Annotated in this window: 17 protein-coding genes; 8 read left to right on the top strand and 9 right to left on the bottom strand. The window is 68.4% G+C overall.

Translation table 11 applies throughout. From position 1 onward, the window contains the following. Positions 1 to 75: 75 nt before the first annotated feature. Both gltX and ACYQ78_RS26010 read right to left on the bottom strand, forming a co-directional pair. Positions 76 to 1,449: a glutamate--tRNA ligase gene (gene gltX / locus ACYQ78_RS26015; RefSeq protein WP_459803531.1), complete on the bottom strand. Its 1,374-nt coding sequence runs from the start codon at positions 1,447 to 1,449 to the stop codon at positions 76 to 78. Then, a complete protein-coding gene (locus tag ACYQ78_RS26010; protein ID WP_459803530.1) occupies positions 1,442 to 2,212 on the bottom strand; it encodes a fumarylacetoacetate hydrolase family protein in 771 nt (256 codons plus the stop codon). The genes gltX and ACYQ78_RS26010 overlap by 8 nt, the downstream gene beginning before the upstream one ends. A gap of 32 nt (positions 2,213 to 2,244) precedes the next feature. On the opposite strand from ACYQ78_RS26010, the gene ACYQ78_RS26005 reads away from it, so the two are divergent. The 3 genes from ACYQ78_RS26005 (at position 2,245) to ACYQ78_RS25995 (ending at position 5,460) form a co-directional block, all read left to right on the top strand. Next, on the top strand, positions 2,245 to 2,520 hold the full coding sequence (locus tag ACYQ78_RS26005; RefSeq protein ID WP_459803529.1) for an antibiotic biosynthesis monooxygenase family protein: 276 nt from the start codon (positions 2,245 to 2,247) through the stop codon (positions 2,518 to 2,520). A gap of 42 nt (positions 2,521 to 2,562) precedes the next feature. Further along, positions 2,563 to 3,696, top strand: coding sequence for a Fic family protein (locus tag ACYQ78_RS26000; protein ID WP_459803528.1), 1,134 nt, complete (start codon positions 2,563 to 2,565; stop codon positions 3,694 to 3,696). 96 nt (positions 3,697 to 3,792) lie between these two features. Continuing rightward, positions 3,793 to 5,460 (top strand): heparinase II/III family protein, encoded by a 1,668-nt coding sequence (locus ACYQ78_RS25995; RefSeq protein ID WP_459803527.1) that lies wholly within the window; start codon positions 3,793 to 3,795, stop codon positions 5,458 to 5,460. Between the two features lie 87 nt (positions 5,461 to 5,547). Here the strand turns inward: ACYQ78_RS25995 and cimA are convergent, their stop codons facing one another. After that, positions 5,548 to 7,122 (bottom strand): citramalate synthase, encoded by a 1,575-nt coding sequence (cimA, locus tag ACYQ78_RS25990; protein ID WP_459803526.1) that lies wholly within the window; start codon positions 7,120 to 7,122, stop codon positions 5,548 to 5,550. Positions 7,123 to 7,324: 202 nt separating this feature from the next. Here cimA and ACYQ78_RS25985 point away from each other — a divergent pair, with 202 nt between their 5' ends. After that, positions 7,325 to 7,975: an O-methyltransferase gene (locus ACYQ78_RS25985; protein WP_459803525.1), complete on the top strand. Its 651-nt coding sequence runs from the start codon at positions 7,325 to 7,327 to the stop codon at positions 7,973 to 7,975. Here the strand turns inward: ACYQ78_RS25985 and ACYQ78_RS25980 are convergent. From ACYQ78_RS25980 to serA, 3 genes are all read right to left on the bottom strand, one after another. Then, positions 7,972 to 9,054: a branched-chain amino acid aminotransferase gene (locus tag ACYQ78_RS25980; protein WP_459803524.1), complete on the bottom strand. Its 1,083-nt coding sequence runs from the start codon at positions 9,052 to 9,054 to the stop codon at positions 7,972 to 7,974. The two genes, ACYQ78_RS25985 and ACYQ78_RS25980, sit on opposite strands and share 4 nt — an antisense overlap. A gap of 125 nt (positions 9,055 to 9,179) precedes the next feature. Next, positions 9,180 to 10,226, bottom strand: a complete 1,047-nt coding sequence (locus tag ACYQ78_RS25975) for a 3-isopropylmalate dehydrogenase (RefSeq protein ID WP_459803523.1) — start codon at positions 10,224 to 10,226, stop codon at positions 9,180 to 9,182. Positions 10,227 to 10,535: 309 nt separating this feature from the next. Continuing rightward, positions 10,536 to 12,125: a phosphoglycerate dehydrogenase gene (serA, locus tag ACYQ78_RS25970; RefSeq protein WP_459803522.1), complete on the bottom strand. Its 1,590-nt coding sequence runs from the start codon at positions 12,123 to 12,125 to the stop codon at positions 10,536 to 10,538. A 259-nt stretch (positions 12,126 to 12,384) separates the two neighbouring features. On the opposite strand from serA, the gene ACYQ78_RS25965 reads away from it, so the two are divergent. From ACYQ78_RS25965 to ACYQ78_RS25950, 4 genes are all read left to right on the top strand, one after another. Further along, positions 12,385 to 13,257, top strand: coding sequence for a hypothetical protein (locus tag ACYQ78_RS25965; RefSeq protein ID WP_459803521.1), 873 nt, complete (start codon positions 12,385 to 12,387; stop codon positions 13,255 to 13,257). A gap of 44 nt (positions 13,258 to 13,301) precedes the next feature. Continuing rightward, complete coding sequence (locus ACYQ78_RS25960) at positions 13,302 to 14,627, top strand: MFS transporter (RefSeq protein WP_459803520.1); 1,326 nt, start codon at positions 13,302 to 13,304, stop codon at positions 14,625 to 14,627. 162 nt (positions 14,628 to 14,789) lie between these two features. Next, complete coding sequence (locus ACYQ78_RS25955; protein ID WP_459803519.1) at positions 14,790 to 15,665, top strand: CAP domain-containing protein; 876 nt, start codon at positions 14,790 to 14,792, stop codon at positions 15,663 to 15,665. A 50-nt stretch (positions 15,666 to 15,715) separates the two neighbouring features. Further along, positions 15,716 to 16,252, top strand: coding sequence for an FHA domain-containing protein (locus ACYQ78_RS25950; protein WP_459803518.1), 537 nt, complete (start codon positions 15,716 to 15,718; stop codon positions 16,250 to 16,252). Between the two features lie 62 nt (positions 16,253 to 16,314). On the opposite strand, the gene ilvC is transcribed toward ACYQ78_RS25950, so the two are convergent. From ilvC to ACYQ78_RS25935, 3 genes are read right to left on the bottom strand one after another with little or no spacing between them, the layout of a single operon-like run. Further along, positions 16,315 to 17,304 carry a ketol-acid reductoisomerase gene (gene ilvC, locus ACYQ78_RS25945; RefSeq protein ID WP_459803796.1) on the bottom strand — a complete coding sequence of 330 codons (990 nt, stop codon included), beginning with the start codon at positions 17,302 to 17,304 and terminating at the stop codon, positions 16,315 to 16,317. A gap of 32 nt (positions 17,305 to 17,336) precedes the next feature. Next, the gene (gene ilvN, locus ACYQ78_RS25940) at positions 17,337 to 17,861 is read right to left on the bottom strand and encodes an acetolactate synthase small subunit (protein WP_459803517.1); all 525 of its coding nucleotides are present in this window, start codon (positions 17,859 to 17,861) and stop codon (positions 17,337 to 17,339) included. Beyond that, positions 17,861 to 19,651 carry an acetolactate synthase large subunit gene (locus ACYQ78_RS25935; RefSeq protein ID WP_459803516.1) on the bottom strand — a complete coding sequence of 597 codons (1,791 nt, stop codon included), beginning with the start codon at positions 19,649 to 19,651 and terminating at the stop codon, positions 17,861 to 17,863. The genes ilvN and ACYQ78_RS25935 overlap by 1 nt, the downstream gene beginning before the upstream one ends. Between the last annotated feature and the right edge of the window lie 73 nt (positions 19,652 to 19,724).

The raw sequence follows: 19,724 nt of genomic DNA, 5'->3' as shown, positions 1-19,724 counted from the left end.
AAGGCTCTTCGATCGGCGCCGGAAGCCGCGAACGGCCGCCTGCCCTGAGCGGGGAGGCGGCCGGCGGATGAGGTGTCAGGCGCTGAGCTTGGCCAGGGCCGCGTTGATGCGGGTGATCGACTTTTCGCGGCCGAGGGCCTCGATGGACTCGAACAGCGGGAGGCCGACCGTGCGGCCGGTGATCGCCACGCGGATCGGGGCCTGGGCCTTGCCGAGTTTGAGGCCGTGTTCGGCGCCGACCTCTTCGAGGGCGGTTTTCAGGGCCTCGGCGGTCCAGTCGGTGCTCGCCAGGCGGGTGGCGTAGCCGGTGAGGATCTCCTGGGCGCCGGGCTTCATGGCCTTGTCCCACGACGGCTGGTCGTCGACGGGCTGGTCGAGGAACAGGAAGTCGACGTTGGAGGTGATCTCCGACAGGACCGAGACGCGGGTCTGGGCCAGTTCGGCGAGGGGGGCGAAGAGCGCGCGGTCCCACGACGGGTCGAGGAACGGGTCGCAGCGCTCGATGAACTCCGCGAGGGACAGCGCGCGGATGTACTCGCCGTTGAAGGCGCGCAGCTTCTTCTCGTCGAAGAACGCCGACGACAGGTTCACGTTCTTGAGGTCGAACAGGGGCGCCATCTCGGACCACGGCATGATCTCGCGGTCGTCGCCGGGGCCCCAGCCGAGCAGCATGAGGTAGTTGACCATGGCCTCGGCCAGGTAGCCCTCGTCGCGGTAGGACTCCAGGGCCACCTTGTCGCGGCGCTTCGAGAGCTTCTGGCGCTTCTCGTTGACGATCACCGGCACGTGCGCCCACACGGGCGGGGTGTGGCCGAGCGCCTCCCACAGCAGCTGCTGCTTGGGCGTGTTCGACAGGTGCTCCTCGGCCCTGATGACCTGGGTGATCCGCATCTCGACGTCGTCGACCACGTTGGCCAGCACGAACAGCGGCGAGCCGTCGGCGCGGGCGATCACGAAGTCTTCCATCGCGTCGTTGGGGAACTCGACCGTGCCCCTGACCTGGTCTTCGACCACGGTGATGCCGGTGTCGGGGGTGCGGAAGCGCAGGGCGCCCTCGGTCAGGCCGAGCTCGCGGCAGTGACCGTCATAGCCCCGGTGCTCCGAGCCGGTGCGGGCCTTGACGTCGTCGCGGGTGCAGGTGCAGTAGTAGGCGCGGCCCTCCTTGTGGAGGCGGGCGGCCTGCTCGCGGTGCTGATCGGCGTAGGACGACTGGAAGTAGGGGCCCTCGAAGACCGGCGAATCGCTGTGGATGCCGATCCACGCCAGGGCCGAGATGATGCCCTCGGTCCATTCGGGCCGGTTGCGGGCGGCGTCGGTGTCTTCGATGCGAAGCACGAACCTTCCGCCGGTCTGCTCGGCGATGGCCCAGTTGAACAGGGCGGAGCGGGCTCCCCCCACGTGGAACATGCCGGTGGGGGACGGCGCGAAGCGAACACGTACCTCAGTCACGAGAGACAACCCTGTTGGTGAGAGTTCCAATGCCTTCGATGCCCACGGAGACCTCGTCGCCGGGCTTGACCGGACCGACTCCGGCAGGGGTGCCGGTCAGGATGACGTCGCCCGGGAGCAGGGTCATGACGGCGGTCACGTGGGCGATGAGCGCCGGGATGTCGAAGATGAGCTGGCTCGTGCGCCCGCTCTGCCGCAGCTCTCCGTTGACCGTCGTGGTCAGCGCGAGGTCGGAGGCGTCGATGTCGGTCTGGATCCACGGCCCGAGCGGGCAGAACGTGTCGAACCCCTTGGCCCGGGTGAACTGCACGTCTTTGCGCTGGAGATCCCGCGCGGTGACGTCGTTGGCGCAGGTGTACCCGAAGATGACGTCTTTGGCCCGCTCGCGCGGCACGTCGCGGCAGAGCCGCCCGATCACGACGGCGAGCTCGCCCTCGTAGTCGACGTGTTGCGTGAGATTCTCGGGATAGGCGATGGGCTCGTTGTGCCCGATCACCGACGTCGAGGGCTTCAGGAAGATCATCGGCTCTTCGGGCACCTCGTTGCCCATCTCCTTGGCGTGGTCGGCGTAGTTACGCCCGATCGCCACGACCTTGGACGGCAGCATGGGCGCGACCATGCGCACCTCGGCGACGGGGAACCGCTCCCCCGTCAGCGACACCCCGCCGAAGGGATGACCGTCGATCTTCGCGAGCACCTGCTCGCCCTCTTCGACCACACCGAAGGCGACCCCGCCACCAGTGGAGAACCTCGCGATACGCACCGACCCAGGCTAGTGCCTCGTAAGGTGGCGCCATGGCATCGGTAGTGAAGATCAACGTCCTGACCATCCCGGCCGACATGCGCGCCGATCTGGAGAAGCGGTTCGCCGGGCGCGCGGGAATGGTGGAGTCGGCCGACGGTTTCGAATGGTTCGAACTCCTCCGGCCGGTCGACGGAACGGACAAGTACCTGGTCTACACCCGCTGGCGCAGCGAGGAGGACTTCCAGAAGTGGTCGGCCCAGGGGCACGGTCAGGGCCAGGCGGAGGTGTGGACGTTCGACGTCGTCCAGAGCGCTGGTCCAGCGTGATCCCACGATGCGACGAGGCGAGTCGCATCGTAGGCTTGTCGCATGCTGTTCCAGGTTCCCGAGCTGACCGATGACGATCATCGGGTGCTCGCCGAGATCGACGAGTTCCGGCGACGACTCCGTTTCCAGCTGGCCGAACCCCATCACTGGGACCGGCCCCTCCGGCGGTCGCTGACCGCACGGGCGATCGTGGGATCCAACACGATCGAGGGCTACACCGTCAGCCTGGACACCGCGCAGGCGGTGGTCGCCGGAATCGAACCCTCCGGTGAATCCGGTGAGGCCGCGCTCGACGCGGTGCGCGGCTACCACGACGCACTCACCTACGTGCAGCAGAGCGCGTCGTTCGAGGTCTTCGCCTATGAGGAGATGCTCCTCTCCGCGCTGCACTTCATGATGATCCGCAACGTGCCGGGGAAGTGGCCGGGGCGCTACCGGTCCGGCGGGATCCTGGTCACCGGTGGGCCGGGACGACCGCCCGCCTATGTCGGGCCCGACGCCGAAGAGGTCCCCGGGCTGATGCGGGAGCTCGTCGACTGGCTGACCTCAGGCGACCTCGACGCGCCGGTGTTCGTCCGGGCCGCGCTCGCGCACCTGAACCTCGTGAGCATCCATCCGTGGCGTGACGGCAACGGCCGGATGTCCCGCTGCCTGCACACCCTCGTGCTGGCCCGCGACCGGGTGCTGGCGCCCGAGTTCTCCTCCATCGAAGAATGGCTAGGCCTGTCGGCGCTGAACACCGCCGAGTACTACGCCGCACTCGCCACGACCGGCCGGACCTACCAGCCCGACCACGACACCCACGAATGGGTGCGGTTCTGTCTCCGTGTCCACCACATCCAGGCCCAGATCGTCGACCGCCGGGTCGTCGCGACCGCCCGCACGTGGGGGGCGATCACCGAGCTGGCCGAATCACGCGGGCTGCACGAGCGGACGATCACCGCGCTATATTCCGCGACGACGGGCGGATTGCGGCGCGGCACCTACGAGAAGGACGAGGGGCTCACCCGTGACCAGGCCCTTCGCGACCTGAATCTGCTGGTCCGGCTCGGGCTGCTCGAGCCGGTCGGGCAGGGCAACCTCCGGTCCTACACCGCCGCGGCCGAGCTGAAGGCGCTGTCAGAGGAGATATCCCACGCGGTGACCGGGTCGCCGCTTCGGGAGCCCTACCAGTGAGGTTCCCCGGTGTTTCTCAGGGTGTGCCGACCGACTTGACCACCCGCGCACCGTTCGGCCAGCATGAGCCGCGCCCCCCTATGGAAGGAACCAGGCGTGACGCGCCGTCTTCGATTCGGCGTGTTCGCCGTTCTCGTCGTTTTAGGGAGCCTGATCCAGGCCGGGCCCGCCCAGGCCGCGGCGAAGACGCCCGAGTGCCAGGGCGAGTGGCTGCCCTCGACGCCGACCTCCCCCGATGTGATGAACGGTGAGCTGGGGTTCCTCGACCTCGACCCCGTGAAGATCGGCGACAGGGTCAACTGGAAGCTCGATCCGTACAAGAACCGGTCCTGGGTCATGGTGTTCCAGTCGCTGCGCTGGGCCGGGCGGCTGGTGGCCGACTACGAGACCACCGGTAAGGACTCCTACCTGGCCCGCGGCACCGCCGTGATCAAGGATTGGGTCGAGAAGAACCCCTACGGCGGGCGGGGCACGCCCCAGCTGGCCTGGTCGGAGCACACCGTCTCGCTCCGGACGCCGGTGCTGGTGTGCCTGTCGAAGCACGTGTCGGCGCCGTGGCTGACCGAGAGCCTGAAGGCGCACGGCCGTTTCCTCGACGACAACCGCCACTACAAGTGGGGGCACAACCACGGGCTCGACGCCGACATCGCGCTGCTGGGCCTCGGGTGCCGCATGGGCAACCAGGCGTGGGAGTCCAAGGCGCTCAGCCGGATGACCACGACGGTCAAGATGGACGTCGACTCGCAGGGCGTCCTGCGGGAGCAGTCACCCCGTTACGCGATCTACTTCCACGAGCGGCTCAAGGTCGCCATGGACCGGATCCGCGAGTGCGGCCAGAAGGTGCCGGCCGATCTGGCCGACCGTTTCAACAGGATGCCGGAGCACATCTCGTCCGCGACGATGCCCAACGGCTATCTGGTCCCGATCGGTGACGGCGCCGCCGACGTGCAGCCGTCCGCGTACGCGCGGCCGGATTCCAAGGTCCAGATCTACAAGGCCGGGTACGTCTTCGGGCGCTCCGCCTGGGATGCGAAAGACGCCTCCTACTACTCGATCCGGTACGGCCCCGGCATGAAGTTCCACGGCCACGAAGACCACCTCGGCGTCACCTACTACGCCCACGGCCGGTCGATCCTCACCGAGGCCGGGTTCCACTCCTACGAGCCGAGCCCCTACCGCAACTGGACCCTCTCCCCCGAGGCGCACAACGTGCCGATCCCCCAGGGGCGCACGCTGCGGCCGGGCACGGCGACCACGCTGGTCAAGAAGACGCTGAAGGCCGACCGCCAGTCGTACACGCTGACGGACAAGGCCTACGGGATCGCCCGCACCCGCGCGGTGCTGGTCAACCAGGACAAGAAGGACGTCATGGCGGTCCTCGACACCGTCGCCTCGGGCCAGGTGCGCAACCTGTGGCACCTCGACCCGAAGCTCACGGTCGTCGACAACGGCGCCGGCCGGGTCGTGGTGAAGGACAACGACTGGCGGGCCTCCGTGGTGCAGTTCTCGGTGCCGGGCTGCAAGCCGGTGAAGGGCCAGAAGATCGTGGCCGGTCGGCCGAGCCCGTTCCAGGGCTGGATCTCCCCCAGCTACATGAAGAAGATCCCCGCCCCGGTCATCGTCTCGCCCGCCGCGAAGGGCCTGCTGACCGTGGTCGTGCCGGGCAGCTCCGACGGCTCGGTGACCTGTTCGGGGAGCACGGTCCTCGTGCACACCCCGAACGGCCCCGTCTCCTTCAAGATCTCCGGTAAGGACCTTGTTTGATGGCCGCGCCTCCGGCGCGGCGGGCTTGTCGCCTTCAGTCCGGGCCTTCCCTCGTCAGTCCAGGCCCGGACGCGGACAAGCCACGACTTAGATCTCGTAGCCCGCGCGGAGCAGGCCGAACGTGACGGCCTGCTCCAGTGCGTGCCACGACGCCTGGATGATGTTCTCGTCGACGCCGACCGTGCTCCAGTCGCCCTTGGCGTCGCTGGAGGTCACCAGAACACGGGTCACCGCGTCGGTGCCGTGGGTGCCCTCGACGATGCGGACCTTGAAGTCGATCAGCTCGACCGTGGCCAGCTCGGGGTAGAGCTTCTCCAGCGCCAGCCTGACCGCCTTGTCGAGCGCGTTCACCGGGCCGTTGCCCTCGCCGGTGGCGACGATGCGCTCGTCCTTGGCGTGGAGCTTCACCGTCGCCTCGCTGACGACCTCGCCCGACGGGCGGCGCTCGACGATCACGCGCCACGACTCGACCGTGAAGTGGCGGCGGGTCTCGCCGTTGAGGGTGTCGCGGAGCAGGAGCTCGAACGACGCGTCGGCGGCCTCGAAGGTGTGGCCGCGCGACTCCAGATCCTTGACCCGGTCGACGAGCTCGCGCGACTGGTCGCCGGTGAGCTGGTAGCCGAGCTCGCGGCCCTTCAGCTCGACCGACGCGCGGCCGGCCATGTCGGAGACCAGCATGCGCATGTCGTTGCCGACCTCGGCCGGGTCGATGTGCTGGTAGAGGTTCGGGTCGACCTTGATCGCGGAGGCGTGCAGGCCGGCCTTGTGGGCGAAGGCCGACGCGCCGACGTAGGGCGCGTGGGAGTTGGGGGTGACGTTGGTGACCTCGGTGATCGCGTGGGCGATCCGGGTCATGTCGGCCAGGGCTTCTGTCGGTACGAGGTCGAAACCCCGCTTGAGCTGCAGGTTGGCCACCACGGTGAACAGGTTCGCGTTGCCCGAGCGCTCGCCGTAGCCGTTGGCGCAGCCCTGCACGTGGGTGGCTCCGGCCTTGACGGCGGCCAGGGTGTTGGCGACGGCGCAGCCGGTGTCGTCGTGGCAGTGGATGCCGATGCGGGCGGTGGTCAGCGCCGCCTCGTGGACGACCTCCGCGAGTTCGTCGGGCAGCATCCCGCCGTTGGTGTCGCACAGGGCGATGACCGAGGCCCCGGCCTCGGCCGCCGTGCGGAGCACCTCAAGAGCGTAGGCGGAGTTGGCCTTGTAGCCGTCGAAGAAGTGCTCGGCGTCGAGGAACACCCGCTGACCCTCCGCACGCAGGTGGGAGACCGTGTCGCGGATCATCGCGAGGTTCTCCTCCAGAGTCGTGCGGAGGGCCAGCTCCACGTGCCTGGCGTGACTCTTGGCGACAAGGGTCACGACGGGCGCGCCGGAGTCGCGCAAAGCGGCTACCAATGGGTCGTCGGCGGCCTTCGCACCGGCCCGGCGGGTCGCGCCGAACGCGGCGAGCTGCGCGTGCTTCAGGTCGAGCTCTGTTTGAGCGCGCCGGAAGAATTCCGTGTCCTTGGGGTTGGCGCCCGGCCAGCCGCCCTCGATGAAGCCGACCCCCAGAGAGTCCAGGTGACGCGCGATGGCCAGCTTGTCGACCACGGAGAGGGTCAGGCCCTCCTGCTGGGCGCCGTCGCGGAGTGTGGTGTCGTACACGTGGAAGCGGTCGTCGGCCATCTCGGGATCCCTTGGGGTGTTTGTAATCCTGGAACAAACAAAAAGACCCCTCACGGGCGTGAGAGGTCTGCGCGCCTGGCTGGAATGATCCGTCAGCCGGCGCGCCTGCCAATAATGAGCAGACCGTTGAACATGGTGATGCCGAGCTTACCCATACACACCACCATCTGGCACATCGATCTCACCAGATAAGATAGTGATCATGAAGGGTTCCTATCTGGGCGAAGCACTTCCGCCCTACCTCTCCGCCCACGCCACCCAGCCCGACCAGGTCCTTCGCGATCTTGCGGTCGAGACCTCCGCCCTCCACGCCGACTTCGCGGGCATGCAGATCTCGCCGGAGCAGGGCACGTTCATGACCATGCTGACCCAGCTCACCGGCGCGAAGCTGGCGGTCGAGGTCGGCACGTTCACCGGCTACTCCTCGATCTGCATCGCCCGCGGGCTGGAGCCCGGCGGGCGGCTCATCGCCTGCGACGTCAGTGAAGAGTGGACGTCCATGGCGCGCAAATACTGGGAGCGGGCCGGCCTCACCGACCGCATCGAACTGCGGCTCGGCGACGCCGTCGAGACGCTGAGCGCGCTGCCCGGCGACGAGGAGATCGACTTCGCGTTCATCGACGCCGACAAGGCCGGCTACCCGGCCTACTACGAGGCGCTGCTCCCCCGCATGCGGCCGGGCGGGCTGATCGTCTGCGACAACACGATCCAGGGCGGCCGGATCGTCGACCCCGGCGCCGGGGGCAACGTGCCGGTGCTGCGGGCGTTCAACGACCAGGTGACCGCCGACCCCCGGGTCGATTCGGTGCTCCTTTCGGTGGCCGACGGTCTGACGCTGGTCCGCAAGCGCTAGGCGATCTTGTGCACCCAGTTGCGGGGGTCGGGACGGCTGCCGTACTGGATGCCCATGAGCTCTTCCCGGATCTTCAGCGTGACCGGTCCGGGGGTGCCGTCGCCGACGGTCCAGGCGCGGTCGGCGCCCTTGACCGAGCCGACCGGGGTGACCACGGCGGCGGTGCCACAGGCGAAGACCTCGCTGAGCTCGCCCGACTCGCATCCGGCCTGCCACTCCTCGATCGAGATGCGGCCCTCCTCGACGGTCAGGCCGAGGTCGGCGGCGAAGGTGAGGATCGAGTCGCGGGTGATGCCGGGGAGCAGGGTGCCGGTGAGCGCCGGGGTGAACAGGCGGTCGCCGAAGACGAAGAACAGGTTCATGCCCCCCATCTCCTCGACGTAGCGGTGCTCGACGGCGTCGAGCCAGACGACCTGGTCGCAGCCCTCGGCCACGGCCTGGCGCTGGGCCACGAAGGCCGCCGCGTAGTTGCCGCCGCACTTGGCGAAGCCGGTGCCGCCGGGGGCCGCGCGGGTGTATTCGGTCGACAGCCACACCGAGACCGGCTTGACCCCGCCCGCGAAGTAGGAGGCCGCCGGTGAGGCGATCACCATGTAGCGGTAGCTCTTCGACGGGTAGTTGACGCCCAGCCCGGCCTGCGTGGCGATCATGAAGGGGCGCAGGTAGAGGCTGTGGCCCTCGGCCGTGGGCACCCAGTCGCGGTCGGTCTGCACGAGCAGTTCCAGCGACTCGACGAAGGTGTCCTCGGGCAGCTCGGGCATGGCCATGCGGGCGGCCGAGGCGTTGAAGCGGGCCGCGTTCGCGTAGGGGCGGAACGCGACGATCGAGCCGTTGGCCTGGCGGTAGGCCTTCAGCCCCTCGAACAGCTCCTGGGCGTAGTGGAACACCGAGGTCGCCGGGTCGAGGACGAGGGGACCGTAGGGCTCAAGGCGGGCGTCGTGCCAGCCCACGCCGTCGGTGAAGTCGATCGACACCATGTGGTCGGTGAACGTCTGCCCGAACCCGGGCGCCTCCAGCACCCGCTCTCTCTCAGATGCCGACCGGGGGCCGGGATTGAGTCGCACATCGAAGCTGGTCATGGCAGGGTTCCTTCTCTCTCACGCTACTGGTGAAAAACCTAGGGCATCACGACGGGAACAAAAAAGCGCACAGTGACCCAATCACGGGCCACTGTGCGCTACAGAACGAGGAAGGTGGCCGGGTGTCAGCCGGCTACTCGGGCGGCGATGTCGTCGCCGATCTCACGGGTGGTGCGGGCCTGCCAGGCGCCACCGCGCTCGAGCAGGTCGTCGGCGACGGCCTGTTCGACCCGGGCGGCGGCCTCGGTGTGGCCGAGGTGGTCGAGCAGCATGGCGACCGAGAGGACGGTCGCGCTCGGGTCGGCCTTGCCCTGGCCCGCGATGTCGGGGGCCGAGCCGTGGACCGGCTCGAACATGCTCGGCGCGGTGCGGTCGGGGTTGACGTTGCCGCTGGCCGACAGGCCGATGCCACCGGCGATGGCGGCGCCGATGTCGGTGATGATGTCGCCGAACAGGTTGTCGGTGACGATCACGTCGAACCGCTGCGGCTGCGACACGAAGAACATCGACGCGGCGTCGACGTGGCAGTAGTCGGTGGTGACCTGCGGGTATTCGGCGGCGACCCGGTTGACCGTGCGCGACCAGAGGTCACCGGCGAAGGTGAGCACGTTGGTCTTGTGGACCAGCGTGAGCTGCTTGCGCTCCCGGCTCGCGGCCTTCTCGAAGGCGTAGCGGACGACCCGCTCGACGCCCATCGCGGTGTTCACCGAGTCTTGCGTGGCGATCTCGTGGGGGGTGCCCTTGCGGAGCACGCCACCGGCACCGGCGTAGGGGCCCTCGGTGCCCTCGCGGACGACGACCATGTCGATGTCTTCGGGGCGCGCCTTGCCCAGCGGCGTCTCGACGCCCGGGAACAGCTTCACCGGGCGCAGGTTGACGTAGTGGTCGAGCTCGAACCGCAGGCGGAGCAGCAGCTCGCGCTCCAGCACCCCCGGCGGGACGCTCGGGTCGCCCACGGCGCCGAGGAGGATCGCATCGTAACCGCGCAGCTCGGCGAGGACCGAGTCGGGGAGGGTCTCACCCGTGCGGTGGTAACGCGCGGCACCCAGGTCGTAGTGCGTGGGTTCGACCTTGACGCCGATCGCGTCGAGAACTTTGAGGCCCTCCGCGACGACCTCGGTGCCGATCCCGTCACCGGGGATCACTGCCAGGCGGATGTTGCTCGACTCCATGGAGGTACCTTATCGGGCTGTCTCGGAGATCGAACAACGATCTCACCATACGGGCAGCGTGGCGTCAGCGCTCGGGCGAGCCGCCGTTGTCGCGCAGGTCGAGGGCCGTCTGCAGGGCCTCGGCCACCTGGTCGTCGCTGTCTTCGGAACGGTTCCAGGGATACATGTCGTACATCAGAGTCTCCAGGCTGCTGGATTAGACCCCGCCAGATTACCCGAGCCGTCTCGTAGGACGACCTACCATCTCACCCCATGAGACGACAAAGCCGCCCCCTTAACGAAGGAGGCGGCTCTGTTCGTACCGGAAGATCAGCCTTCGAGGTCGACGACCCGGCCGCTGTCGGCGCCGATCTCGGCGGCGATCTGGTCGACGACGTCGGCCGGGGCCGCCGTGTCGAGGGTCAGCGCGATCAGGGCCTTGCCGCCCTTGGCGCCACGGGCGACCTGCATCGAGGCGATGTTGACGCTCTGCTCACCGAGCAGGCGGCCGACGATGCCGACGATGCCGGGACGGTCGGTGTAGGTGAAGAACGCCAGGTGGTCGGTCGGCTCGATCTCCATCGTGAAGCCGTTGACCTCGACGATCTTGGTGATCTGGCGCGGGCCCGACAGGGTGCCGGAGACCGAGACCGTGCGGCCGTCGGCGAGCACGCCGCGGACGGTGATCACGTTGCGCCAGTCGGGGCTGTCGGGGCTGGTGACCAGCTCGACCACGGTGCCGCGGTCCTGCGCGAGCAGCGGCGCGTTCACATAGGTGACGCCACCCTCGACGACGTCGGTGAAGACGCCCTTGAGCGCGGCCAGCTCCAGCACCCGCACGTCCTGCGAGGCGATCTCGCCCCGGACCTCGACGACCAGGCGCGTGGCGACCTCGCCCGCGAGGGCGGTGAAGACGCGGCCGAGACGCTCGGTCAGCGGCAGGCCCGGCTTGACCTCTTCGGCCACGGCGCCGCCCTGGACGTTCACCGCGTCGGGCACGAACTCACCGGCGAGCGCGAGCTTGACGCTGCGGGCCACCTGGGTGCCGGCCTTCTCCTGGGCCTCGTGGGTGGAGGCGCCGAGGTGCGGCGTGACGACGACCTGGTCGAGCTCGAACAGCGGGCTGTCGGTGACGGGCTCCTTGGGGAACACGTCGATGCCGGCGCCGGCGACCCGGCCCTCCTTGATGGCGGAGTAGAGGGCGTTCTCGTCGATGATGCCGCCGCGCGCGACGTTGATCAGCCGGACGTTCGGCTTGACCATGTGCATCTCGCGGTCGCCGATGAGACCGATGGTCTCCTTCGACTTCGGCAGGTGGACGGTGATGAAGTCGGCCTGCTGGAGGACCTCCTCCAGCGTGACGAGCTTCACGCCCATCTGCGCGGCGCGGGCGACCGGCAGGTAGGGGTCGTACGCGATCAGTTCCACCCCGAACGGCGCGAGGCGCTGCGCGACGAGCTGCCCGATCTTGCCGAGGCCGAGGATGCCGACGACCTTCTCGTCGAGCTCGACGCCGGTGTACTTCGACCGCTTCCACTCGCCGCCCTTGAGAGCGGAGTGGGCCTGGGCGACGTTGCGGGCCGAGGCGAGGATGAGCGCGACGGTGTGCTCGGCGGCGCTGGTGATGTTCGAGGTGGGCGCGTTGACGACCATGACGCCGGCCTTGGTGGCCGCCTCCACGTCGACGTTGTCGAGGCCGACACCCGCACGGGCCACCACGCGCAGCTTCGGCGCGTGGGCCACGGCCTCGGCGTCGACCTGGGTGGCGCTGCGCACGATCAGAGCGTCCACGTCGGAGAGAGCCGGGAGGAACGCGGACCGGTCGGCTCCGTCGACCTGACGAACCTCGAAGTCCGCTCCGAGGACGGCGAGACCGGCCTGGGAGAGCTCCTCTGCGACCAGTACGACGGGCTTGTTCACTGGTGATTTCCTTCGAACGTGACGACTGCATCGGTCGCCGATGAGTCTATCCGCGCCCTTCGGAGAGCCCTCGGAGGATCCGCCATACGAGACGGTTGTTACTCAGGGGAGTCGTGAGAATCCTTCACGTAAACGGCAGATTAGGGCTGATACCCGGCTTGGACCGAGCCAATCCACACAGCCGCCAAGTTGGTATTGATCGCACCTAATCTTGGCGATTAGCCTGCTAAATCGTGGTTCGGTACCTATGGTTCAGCATATGAGCATCGGGAATCCCGCTCTCGGCGAAGTGCTCGCCCAGCACGGCAGTCCGCACCAACTTCTCGCCGCTTTGGCGGAATGGGGCATCCTGGTCGCCGTCCGGCCCGATCGTTCCGTGGTGCTCGGGACCACGCAGAGTGGCGAACGGGTGCTGCTCGGATACACGGGTCCCGCGACGTACGCGCGGCATCGGGGCAGCCATTCGCTGTCGGTCTGCGACGTGGACACGATCCTGGACATCCAGCGTGTGACCGGGGTGCGCGAGATCGTCATCGACGCCGCGGGCCCCGCCGCCGCGGCCGTGCCGATCGACGACCTCCAGCGCTATCTGCGGCAGACGCGCAGCGGCCCGCACCCCGTTCTGTCGGGTGCCACGCCGAACGCGTACGCGACCGGAAGCATGGACCGGATCCCCAAGCCGCCCGTCCGCACCGCGGCCCCCATGCCGCTGGGCGCGCCGGTGCAGCAGCAGGCGCCGGCCCAGGCGCCGTGGATCCCGCAGCCACGCCAGCACCTGTCGGGCGCGATGCAGGTGGTCGACCCCGGATATCAGCGGACGAACCATCCGATCCTGCCCGCCCTCCGGGTGGCCATCGCCGAGTTACTGCGTGACTACGCGGTCATCCACCACGTGTGGATCTCCGCCGCGCGGACCGTCTCCGGCACCCAGGGGATCATGCTGCACGTCAAGGTGCACACCGCCAACGCCGAGGACCTCGTGCGCGATCTCCATCGCGGGGTCCGCGCCCGGCTGCCGCAGCTGGCCGCCAGCGAGGCGCCGGTGCTGATGGCACGGGTGGCCGACGCGTTCACCGAACGCCGGATGATCGAGCTGGGGGCACACGTCGTCTGCGCCGACGTAACCGACTGATCGATTCCCTACCCCATTTACCGTGATTGGGCTTGAATGTCGCCATGGTCACGGTCCCCACCCGAGTACGCCTCGGCTATGCCGTCGGCTCCTTCGCGACGGCGAACTTCACGACGATCCCCGGTCTGCTGCTGCTCATCTACATGACCAACGTGCTGGCCGTCGATCCCCTCCTGGCCGGTGTCGTGGTGTTCCTGCCGAAGGCGTGGGACCTGGTCGCCAACACGCTGGTCGGCCAGTGGTCCGACAAGACGGTGTCGCGGTGGGGTCCCCGGCGTCCGTGGATGCTGGCCGGCGCGGCGATCCTGCCGGTCTCGTTCGTGGTGATGTTCCTCGGGCCGCCGCTCACCGGTGTTCCGGCCGCGCTCTACGTCGGCGTCGTCTTCCTGATCGCGGCCAGCGGGTACGCGCTCTACGAGGTGCCGTACAAGGCGATGCCCGGCGAGATGACCCACGACTACCACGAGCGCACGTCGCTGCTGCAGTGGCGCATGATCTTCATCGCGATCGGCATCGGCATGAGCGGCATCCTGGCGCCGATGCTGGCCGGCGACACGGTCGAGGGCTACCGCCTCATGGGCGTCGTGTTCGGCGTGGTGCTGCTGGTGGCGATGCTGGCGTCGTTCTTCGGCACCGCCAACGCGCCCTTCACCGGCCAGGCGGAGCCTGAGGGCACCCTGAAGGCCCAGCTCAGGGCCGCGCGCACCTCCAGGCCCTTCATGTGGCTGCTGGGCCTGAGCAGCGCTCAGACCCTCGGCGCGTACGTCATGCTCGCCGGCGCCCCCTACTTCGCGGCCTACACCCTCGACAGCACCGGCGCGACGACGACCCTGTTCGCGGCGCTGGTCGGCCCGATGCTCGTGACGATGCCGCTGTGGGTGTGGCTGGCCCGGCGGCTCGACAAGCGCGGCGCGATGATCCTGGCGGGCATCCTGTTCATGTCCGGCGCGACCGCGGCCGTCCTGACCCCCGTGTTCGGAACGGTCTACGCCCACGTCGTGATCGTCGTGGTCGGCGTCGGGTACGCCGGTCTCCAGCTCCTCCAGTTCTCGATGCTGGCCGACGTGATCGCCTACGACGGCCTGGTGAGCGGCAAGCGGCGCGGCGGCGTGTTCACGGGTCTGTGGACCGCCGTGGAGAGCGCGGTGGCCGCCTTCGGCGCGACGATCTACGGCGCGACCCTGTCGATCGGCGGCTTCCTGGAGTCCGATCCGGCCAATCCGGTCACCCAGCCGGAAAGCGCCCAGTTCGCGGTGCTCATCGGGATCACTCTGATCCCCGCCGCGATCATCCTCATCGGGGTCCTGATGACCTTCAAGTACGACCTCACGAGCACCAAATTGTCACAGGTTTCACAAGATGTGACGTAAATCACATGAACCTCGCTTGGAACGTGGCCATCAGGGATTCCGTAACGGGAAGATCTCGACCAGGTCACCGAATATGACGGTTTTCCACCCGTAGCGCTTCCGACCAGGCCATACTTCGGTTCCATTCCAGAGCTTCGGAACCCCACCCCTGGAAGGAAGTTCATGAAGACTTCACTCCGCGCGCTCTTCTGCGCCGGTGTGCTGCTGGCAGCGACTCTCCCAGCGACGACCGCCTCAGCGGCGGCGGCGCAGGCACAGGCCGCCCGCTGCCGCATCGTCGCCTCCAAGCCGGCCGTCAACCAGCTCGGCCAGCTCGCCGCCGTCGGCTCCCGCAGCGGCAACTGCTTCGGCAAGACCCGGGTCCGGGTACGCATCAAGGAGGCCGTCGCCGGCCCGGACACCACCGTGAAGAGTGGCTCCAAGGTCGTCCGCACCGCCAAGCTGCGCGTCCGCGCGGCCTGCGAGCCGGGCATCTACTACACGCAGGTGACCGGCCGCTTCGGCCAGGTGGTCAACTCGCGCAAGGTCCGCATCACCACGTGCACCCCGGCCCCCGCGCCGACCCCCTCGCCGTCGGCGTCGCCCTCCGCGACCCCGAGCGCGTCGCCGAGCGCCACCCCGACCACCTCGCCCGCACCCGGTGGCGGCTCCGCCGTCGGCACCGCGGTCGAGAACGAGGTCGTGCGGCTGACCAACGCCGAGCGCGCCAAGGCCGGTTGCGGCGCCCTCACGCACGACGCCAAGCTCCGCACCGCCGCGTTCAACCACTCGGCGGACATGTCGGCGAAGAACTACTTCGCCCACGACTCGGCCGACGGCCGCAAGTTCTCCGACCGCATCAAGCAGGCCGGGTTCTCCTTCCGCGCCGCCGGCGAGAACATCGCCAAGGGCTATCAGACGGCCGCCCAGGTCGTTCAGGGCTGGATGGACAGCCCCGGCCACAAGGCGAACATTCTGAATTGCACCTATACGCACATTGGCGTGGGCCACGTGGTCGCGGGTGGGCCATACTGGACGCAAGACTTCGCCAAGCCCTGATCACAGGGGCTATCTGGACACCGGCCTGACCGAAAGCGGATACTCCAGACATGAGCTCCGAGCCTCACGTTCGCGCCTCAGACGAGGATCGCGAGCGTGCGCTCAACGAGCTCCGGGAGAGGGCGGCTGAAGGCCATCTCTCGATGGAGACTTTCGTCGGCAGGGTCGACCAGGCGCTGCGGGCACGCAGCGCCGCAGAGCTCGAACAACTCGTCGCCGACCTGCCCCAGCGGGGCAGGTTCCGGCGCCGGGCCACCCATCTGGTGGGTTCGATGTCCGACTTCAGCACCCGCCTCCGGGCGGCCTGGCGCCGCCCGAAACTGCCCCGCCTCGCACTACCGGCCGACACGCGGATCCGGTACGTCGTGGGGCGAGGCTCGGCCTGCGACCTCGTCCTGGCCGACCTGACCGTGTCGCGGATCCACGCGGAACTGCGACGAGAAGAAGACCACTGGTTGCTGGTCGACCTGGGCTCACTGAACGGCACCCGCCTGAACGGGTGGCGACTGGTAGGCCCGGCACGCGTCCGCAGCGGTGATGAGATCAGCTTCGGAGACTGCGCCTTCCTGGTGTCAGTCCCCCTCTGACCGACAGAAGGCCCGGCTCCCCTGATCAAGGAGCCGGGCCTTCTGCTTTTACGCCTGTTTTCCTAGGCCTGGTTCTGGAGCCAGCTCATCATCGGGCGCAGCTTGGCGCCGGTCTTCTCGATGGGGTGCTCGGCCAGTTCGTCGCGGTACTGCTGGAAGCGCTTCTGGCCGCCGTCGAACTCGGCCACGAGCTCGCGCGCGAACTCGCCCGACTGGACCTCGTCGAGGATGCGGCGCATCTCCTTCTTGGTCTCGTCGTTGATGAGGCGCGGGCCACGGCTGTAGCCGCCGTACTCGGCGGTGTCGGAGACCGACCAGTACATCTTGTGGATGCCGCCCTCGTACATGAGGTCGACGATCAGCTTCATCTCGTGGAGGCACTCGAAGTAGGCGACCTCGGGCTGGTAGCCGGCCTCGATCAGGGTCTCGAAGCCCGCCTTGATGAGCTCGGACACGCCGCCGCAGAGCACGGCCTGCTCGCCGAACAGGTCGGTCTCGGTCTCCTCGGTGAAGGTGGTCTTCAGCGCGCCGGCGCGGGTGCCGCCGATGCCCTTGGCGTAGGACAGCGCGAGCGGCCAGGCGCTGCCGCTGGCGTCCTTCTCGACCGCCACGAGGCAGGGCACGCCGCGGCCGGCCGCGTACTGGCGGCGGACCAGGTGGCCGGGGCCCTTCGGGGCGACCATGGCGACGTCGACGCCCTCGGGGGCCTCGATCAGGCCGTAGCGGATGTTGAGGCCGTGGCCGAAGAACAGGGCGTCACCCTGGACGAGGTTCGGGGCGACGTGCTCGGCGTAGAGGTGACGCTGGATGTGGTCGGGCGCCAGGATCATCGTCAGGTCGGCCTCTTCGACCGCCTCGGACGGGTTGAGCACCCGCAGGCCGTCTGCCTCGGCCTTCTCCCGGCTCTTGGAGCCCTCGGGGAGCCCGACGCGGACGTCGACGCCGGAGTCGCGCAGGGACAGCGCGTGCGCGTGGCCCTGGCTGCCGTAGCCCAGGACGGCGACGTGGCGGCCCTGGATGATCGACAGGTCGGCGTCGTTGTCGTAGTAGATCTCAGTCACTTCGATAAACCTTTCAGGGTTTCCTATGCGGTCCGGTCCAGGGCCCGGAGCGAGCGGTCGGTGATCGAACGGGCACCGCGGCCGATGGCCACCATGCCCGACTGCACGAGTTCCTTGATGCCGAACGGCTCAAGGACGCGCACGAACGCCTCCAGCTTGTCGACCGTACCGGTGACCTCGATGGTGACCGCGTCGGGGGCGACGTCGACGCAGCGGGCCCGGAACAGGTTGACCAGTTCCAGGACGTGGCTGCGCGAGTCGGCGTCGGCCCGCACCTTGATCAGCATGAGTTCGCGCTGCACCGACTGTGCGGTGTCCAGTTCGACGATCTTGAGGACGTTCACCAGCTTGTTGAGCTGCTTGGTGACCTGCTCGAGTGGGAGCTCCTCGACGTTGACGACGATCGTCATCCGGGAGACGTCGGCGTGTTCCGTCGGGCCGACCGCGAGCGAGTCGATGTTGAACCCGCGGCGGCTGAACAGGGCCGAGACCCGGGCCAGCACGCCGGGCTTGTTCTCGACCAGAACGGAGAGGGTGTGCCTGCTCATCAGTCCTCGTGCTCCCACTTCGGCGCCATGTCACGGGCGTACTTGATGTCGTCGTTGCTGGTGCCGGCGGCGACCATCGGCCAGACCATGGCGTCCTGGTGCACCACGAAGTCGATCACGACCGGCAGGTCGGTGATCTCCATCGCCTTGCGGATGGTGTCGTCGACGTCTTCCGGCCGCTCACAGCGCAGGCCGACGCAGCCGTAGGCCTCGGCCAGCTTGACGAAGTCGGGGATGCGGCGCGACGACTGGAGGTCGGTGTTGCTGTAGCGCTCCTCGTAGAAGAGGGTCTGCCACTGCCGGACCATGCCGAGGTTGCCGTTGTTGATGACGGCGATCTTGACCGGCACACCTTCGAGCGCGCAGGTCGCGAGCTCCTGGTTGGTCATCTGGAAGCAGCCGTCGCCGTCGATGGCCCAGACGTCCTTGTCGGGACGGCCCATCTTGGCGCCCATCGCCGCCGGGACCGCGAAGCCCATCGTGCCGGCGCCGCCGGAGTTGATGAACGACCCCGGGTTCTCGTAGCCGATGAACTGGGCGGCCCACATCTGGTGCTGGCCGACGCCCGCGACGTAGACCGCGTCGGGGCCGACCAGTTCGCTGATGCGCTCCATGATGTACTGCGGCGCGAGCGAGCCGTCTTCGTAGGTCTCGTAACCCAGGGCGTAGGTCTCGCGGTAGGCCTCCAGGTGACGCCACCACTCGGTGTAGTCGCCCTGGACCCCGCTCGCCTTGATCGCCGCGACCAGGTCGGCGATGACCTCTTTGCAGTCACCCACGATCGGCACGTCGGCGTGGCGGTTCTTGGAGATCTCCGCCGGGTCGATGTCGGCGTGGACGACCTTGGCGCCCGGCGCGAAGGTGTCGAGACGGCCGGTGACCCGGTCGTCGAAGCGGGCGCCCAGCACGATCATCAGGTCGCTGCGCTGGAGCGCGCCGACCGCCGCGACCGTGCCGTGCATGCCGGGCATGCCGAGGTGCTGCTTGTGGCTGTCGGGGAAGGTGCCCCGGGCCATCAGGGTCGTGATGACCGGGATGCCGGTCAGCTCGGCCAGTTCGAACAGTTCGTCCGACGCGCGGGCCTTGTGGACGCCGCCGCCGACGTACAGGACCGGGCGCTTGGCCTCGGCGATGAGCCGGGCCGCCTCCCTGATCTGCTTGGAGTGCGGGCGGGTCACCGGGCGGTAGCCCGGAAGCTGCATCTGGACGGGCCAGGTGAACGTGGTGGTCGCCTGGAGCGCGTCCTTGGAGATGTCGACGAGCACGGGGCCGGGACGGCCGCTCGCCGCGATGTGGAACGCCTCGACGATGGTCCGGGGGATGTCGGCCGCGTCGGTGACGAGGAAGTTGTGCTTGGTGATCGGCATGGTGATGCCGGAGATGTCGGCTTCCTGGAAGGCGTCGGTGCCGATGGCCTTCGAGGCGACCTGGCCGGTGATCGCGACGATCGGGACCGAGTCCATGTAGGCGTCGGCGATGGGGGTCACCAGGTTGGTGGCGCCGGGACCCGAGGTCGCCATGCAGACGCCGACCTTGCCGGTGGCCTGGGCGTAGCCTTCGGCGGCGTGCCCGGCGCCCTGCTCGTGACGCACGAGCACGTGCCGGACCTTCTTGGAGTCGTAGAGGGGATCGTAGGCGGGGAGGATCGCACCGCCGGGGATCCCGAACACGGTGTCGACCCCGACCTGCTCCAGTGCCCGCACCAGAGCCTGGGCACCTGTCATCTGTTCGGTCATCGGCTCGTTCCTTGTGACTGAGCTGGGCGTGTTCCGGCATAAAAAATGCCCCATCCGCAGAGGCGGAGCTGGGGCGGCGCGCGCAGGACTTTGGACTTCGTCAGGCGCGCCTGCGAAGTACTACAAG

The sequence above is a fragment of the Herbidospora sp. RD11066 genome, assembly GCF_054661255.1.
Note: the sequence above shows the minus strand (reverse complement) of the source record. Positions and strands in the feature narration are given on the sequence as shown.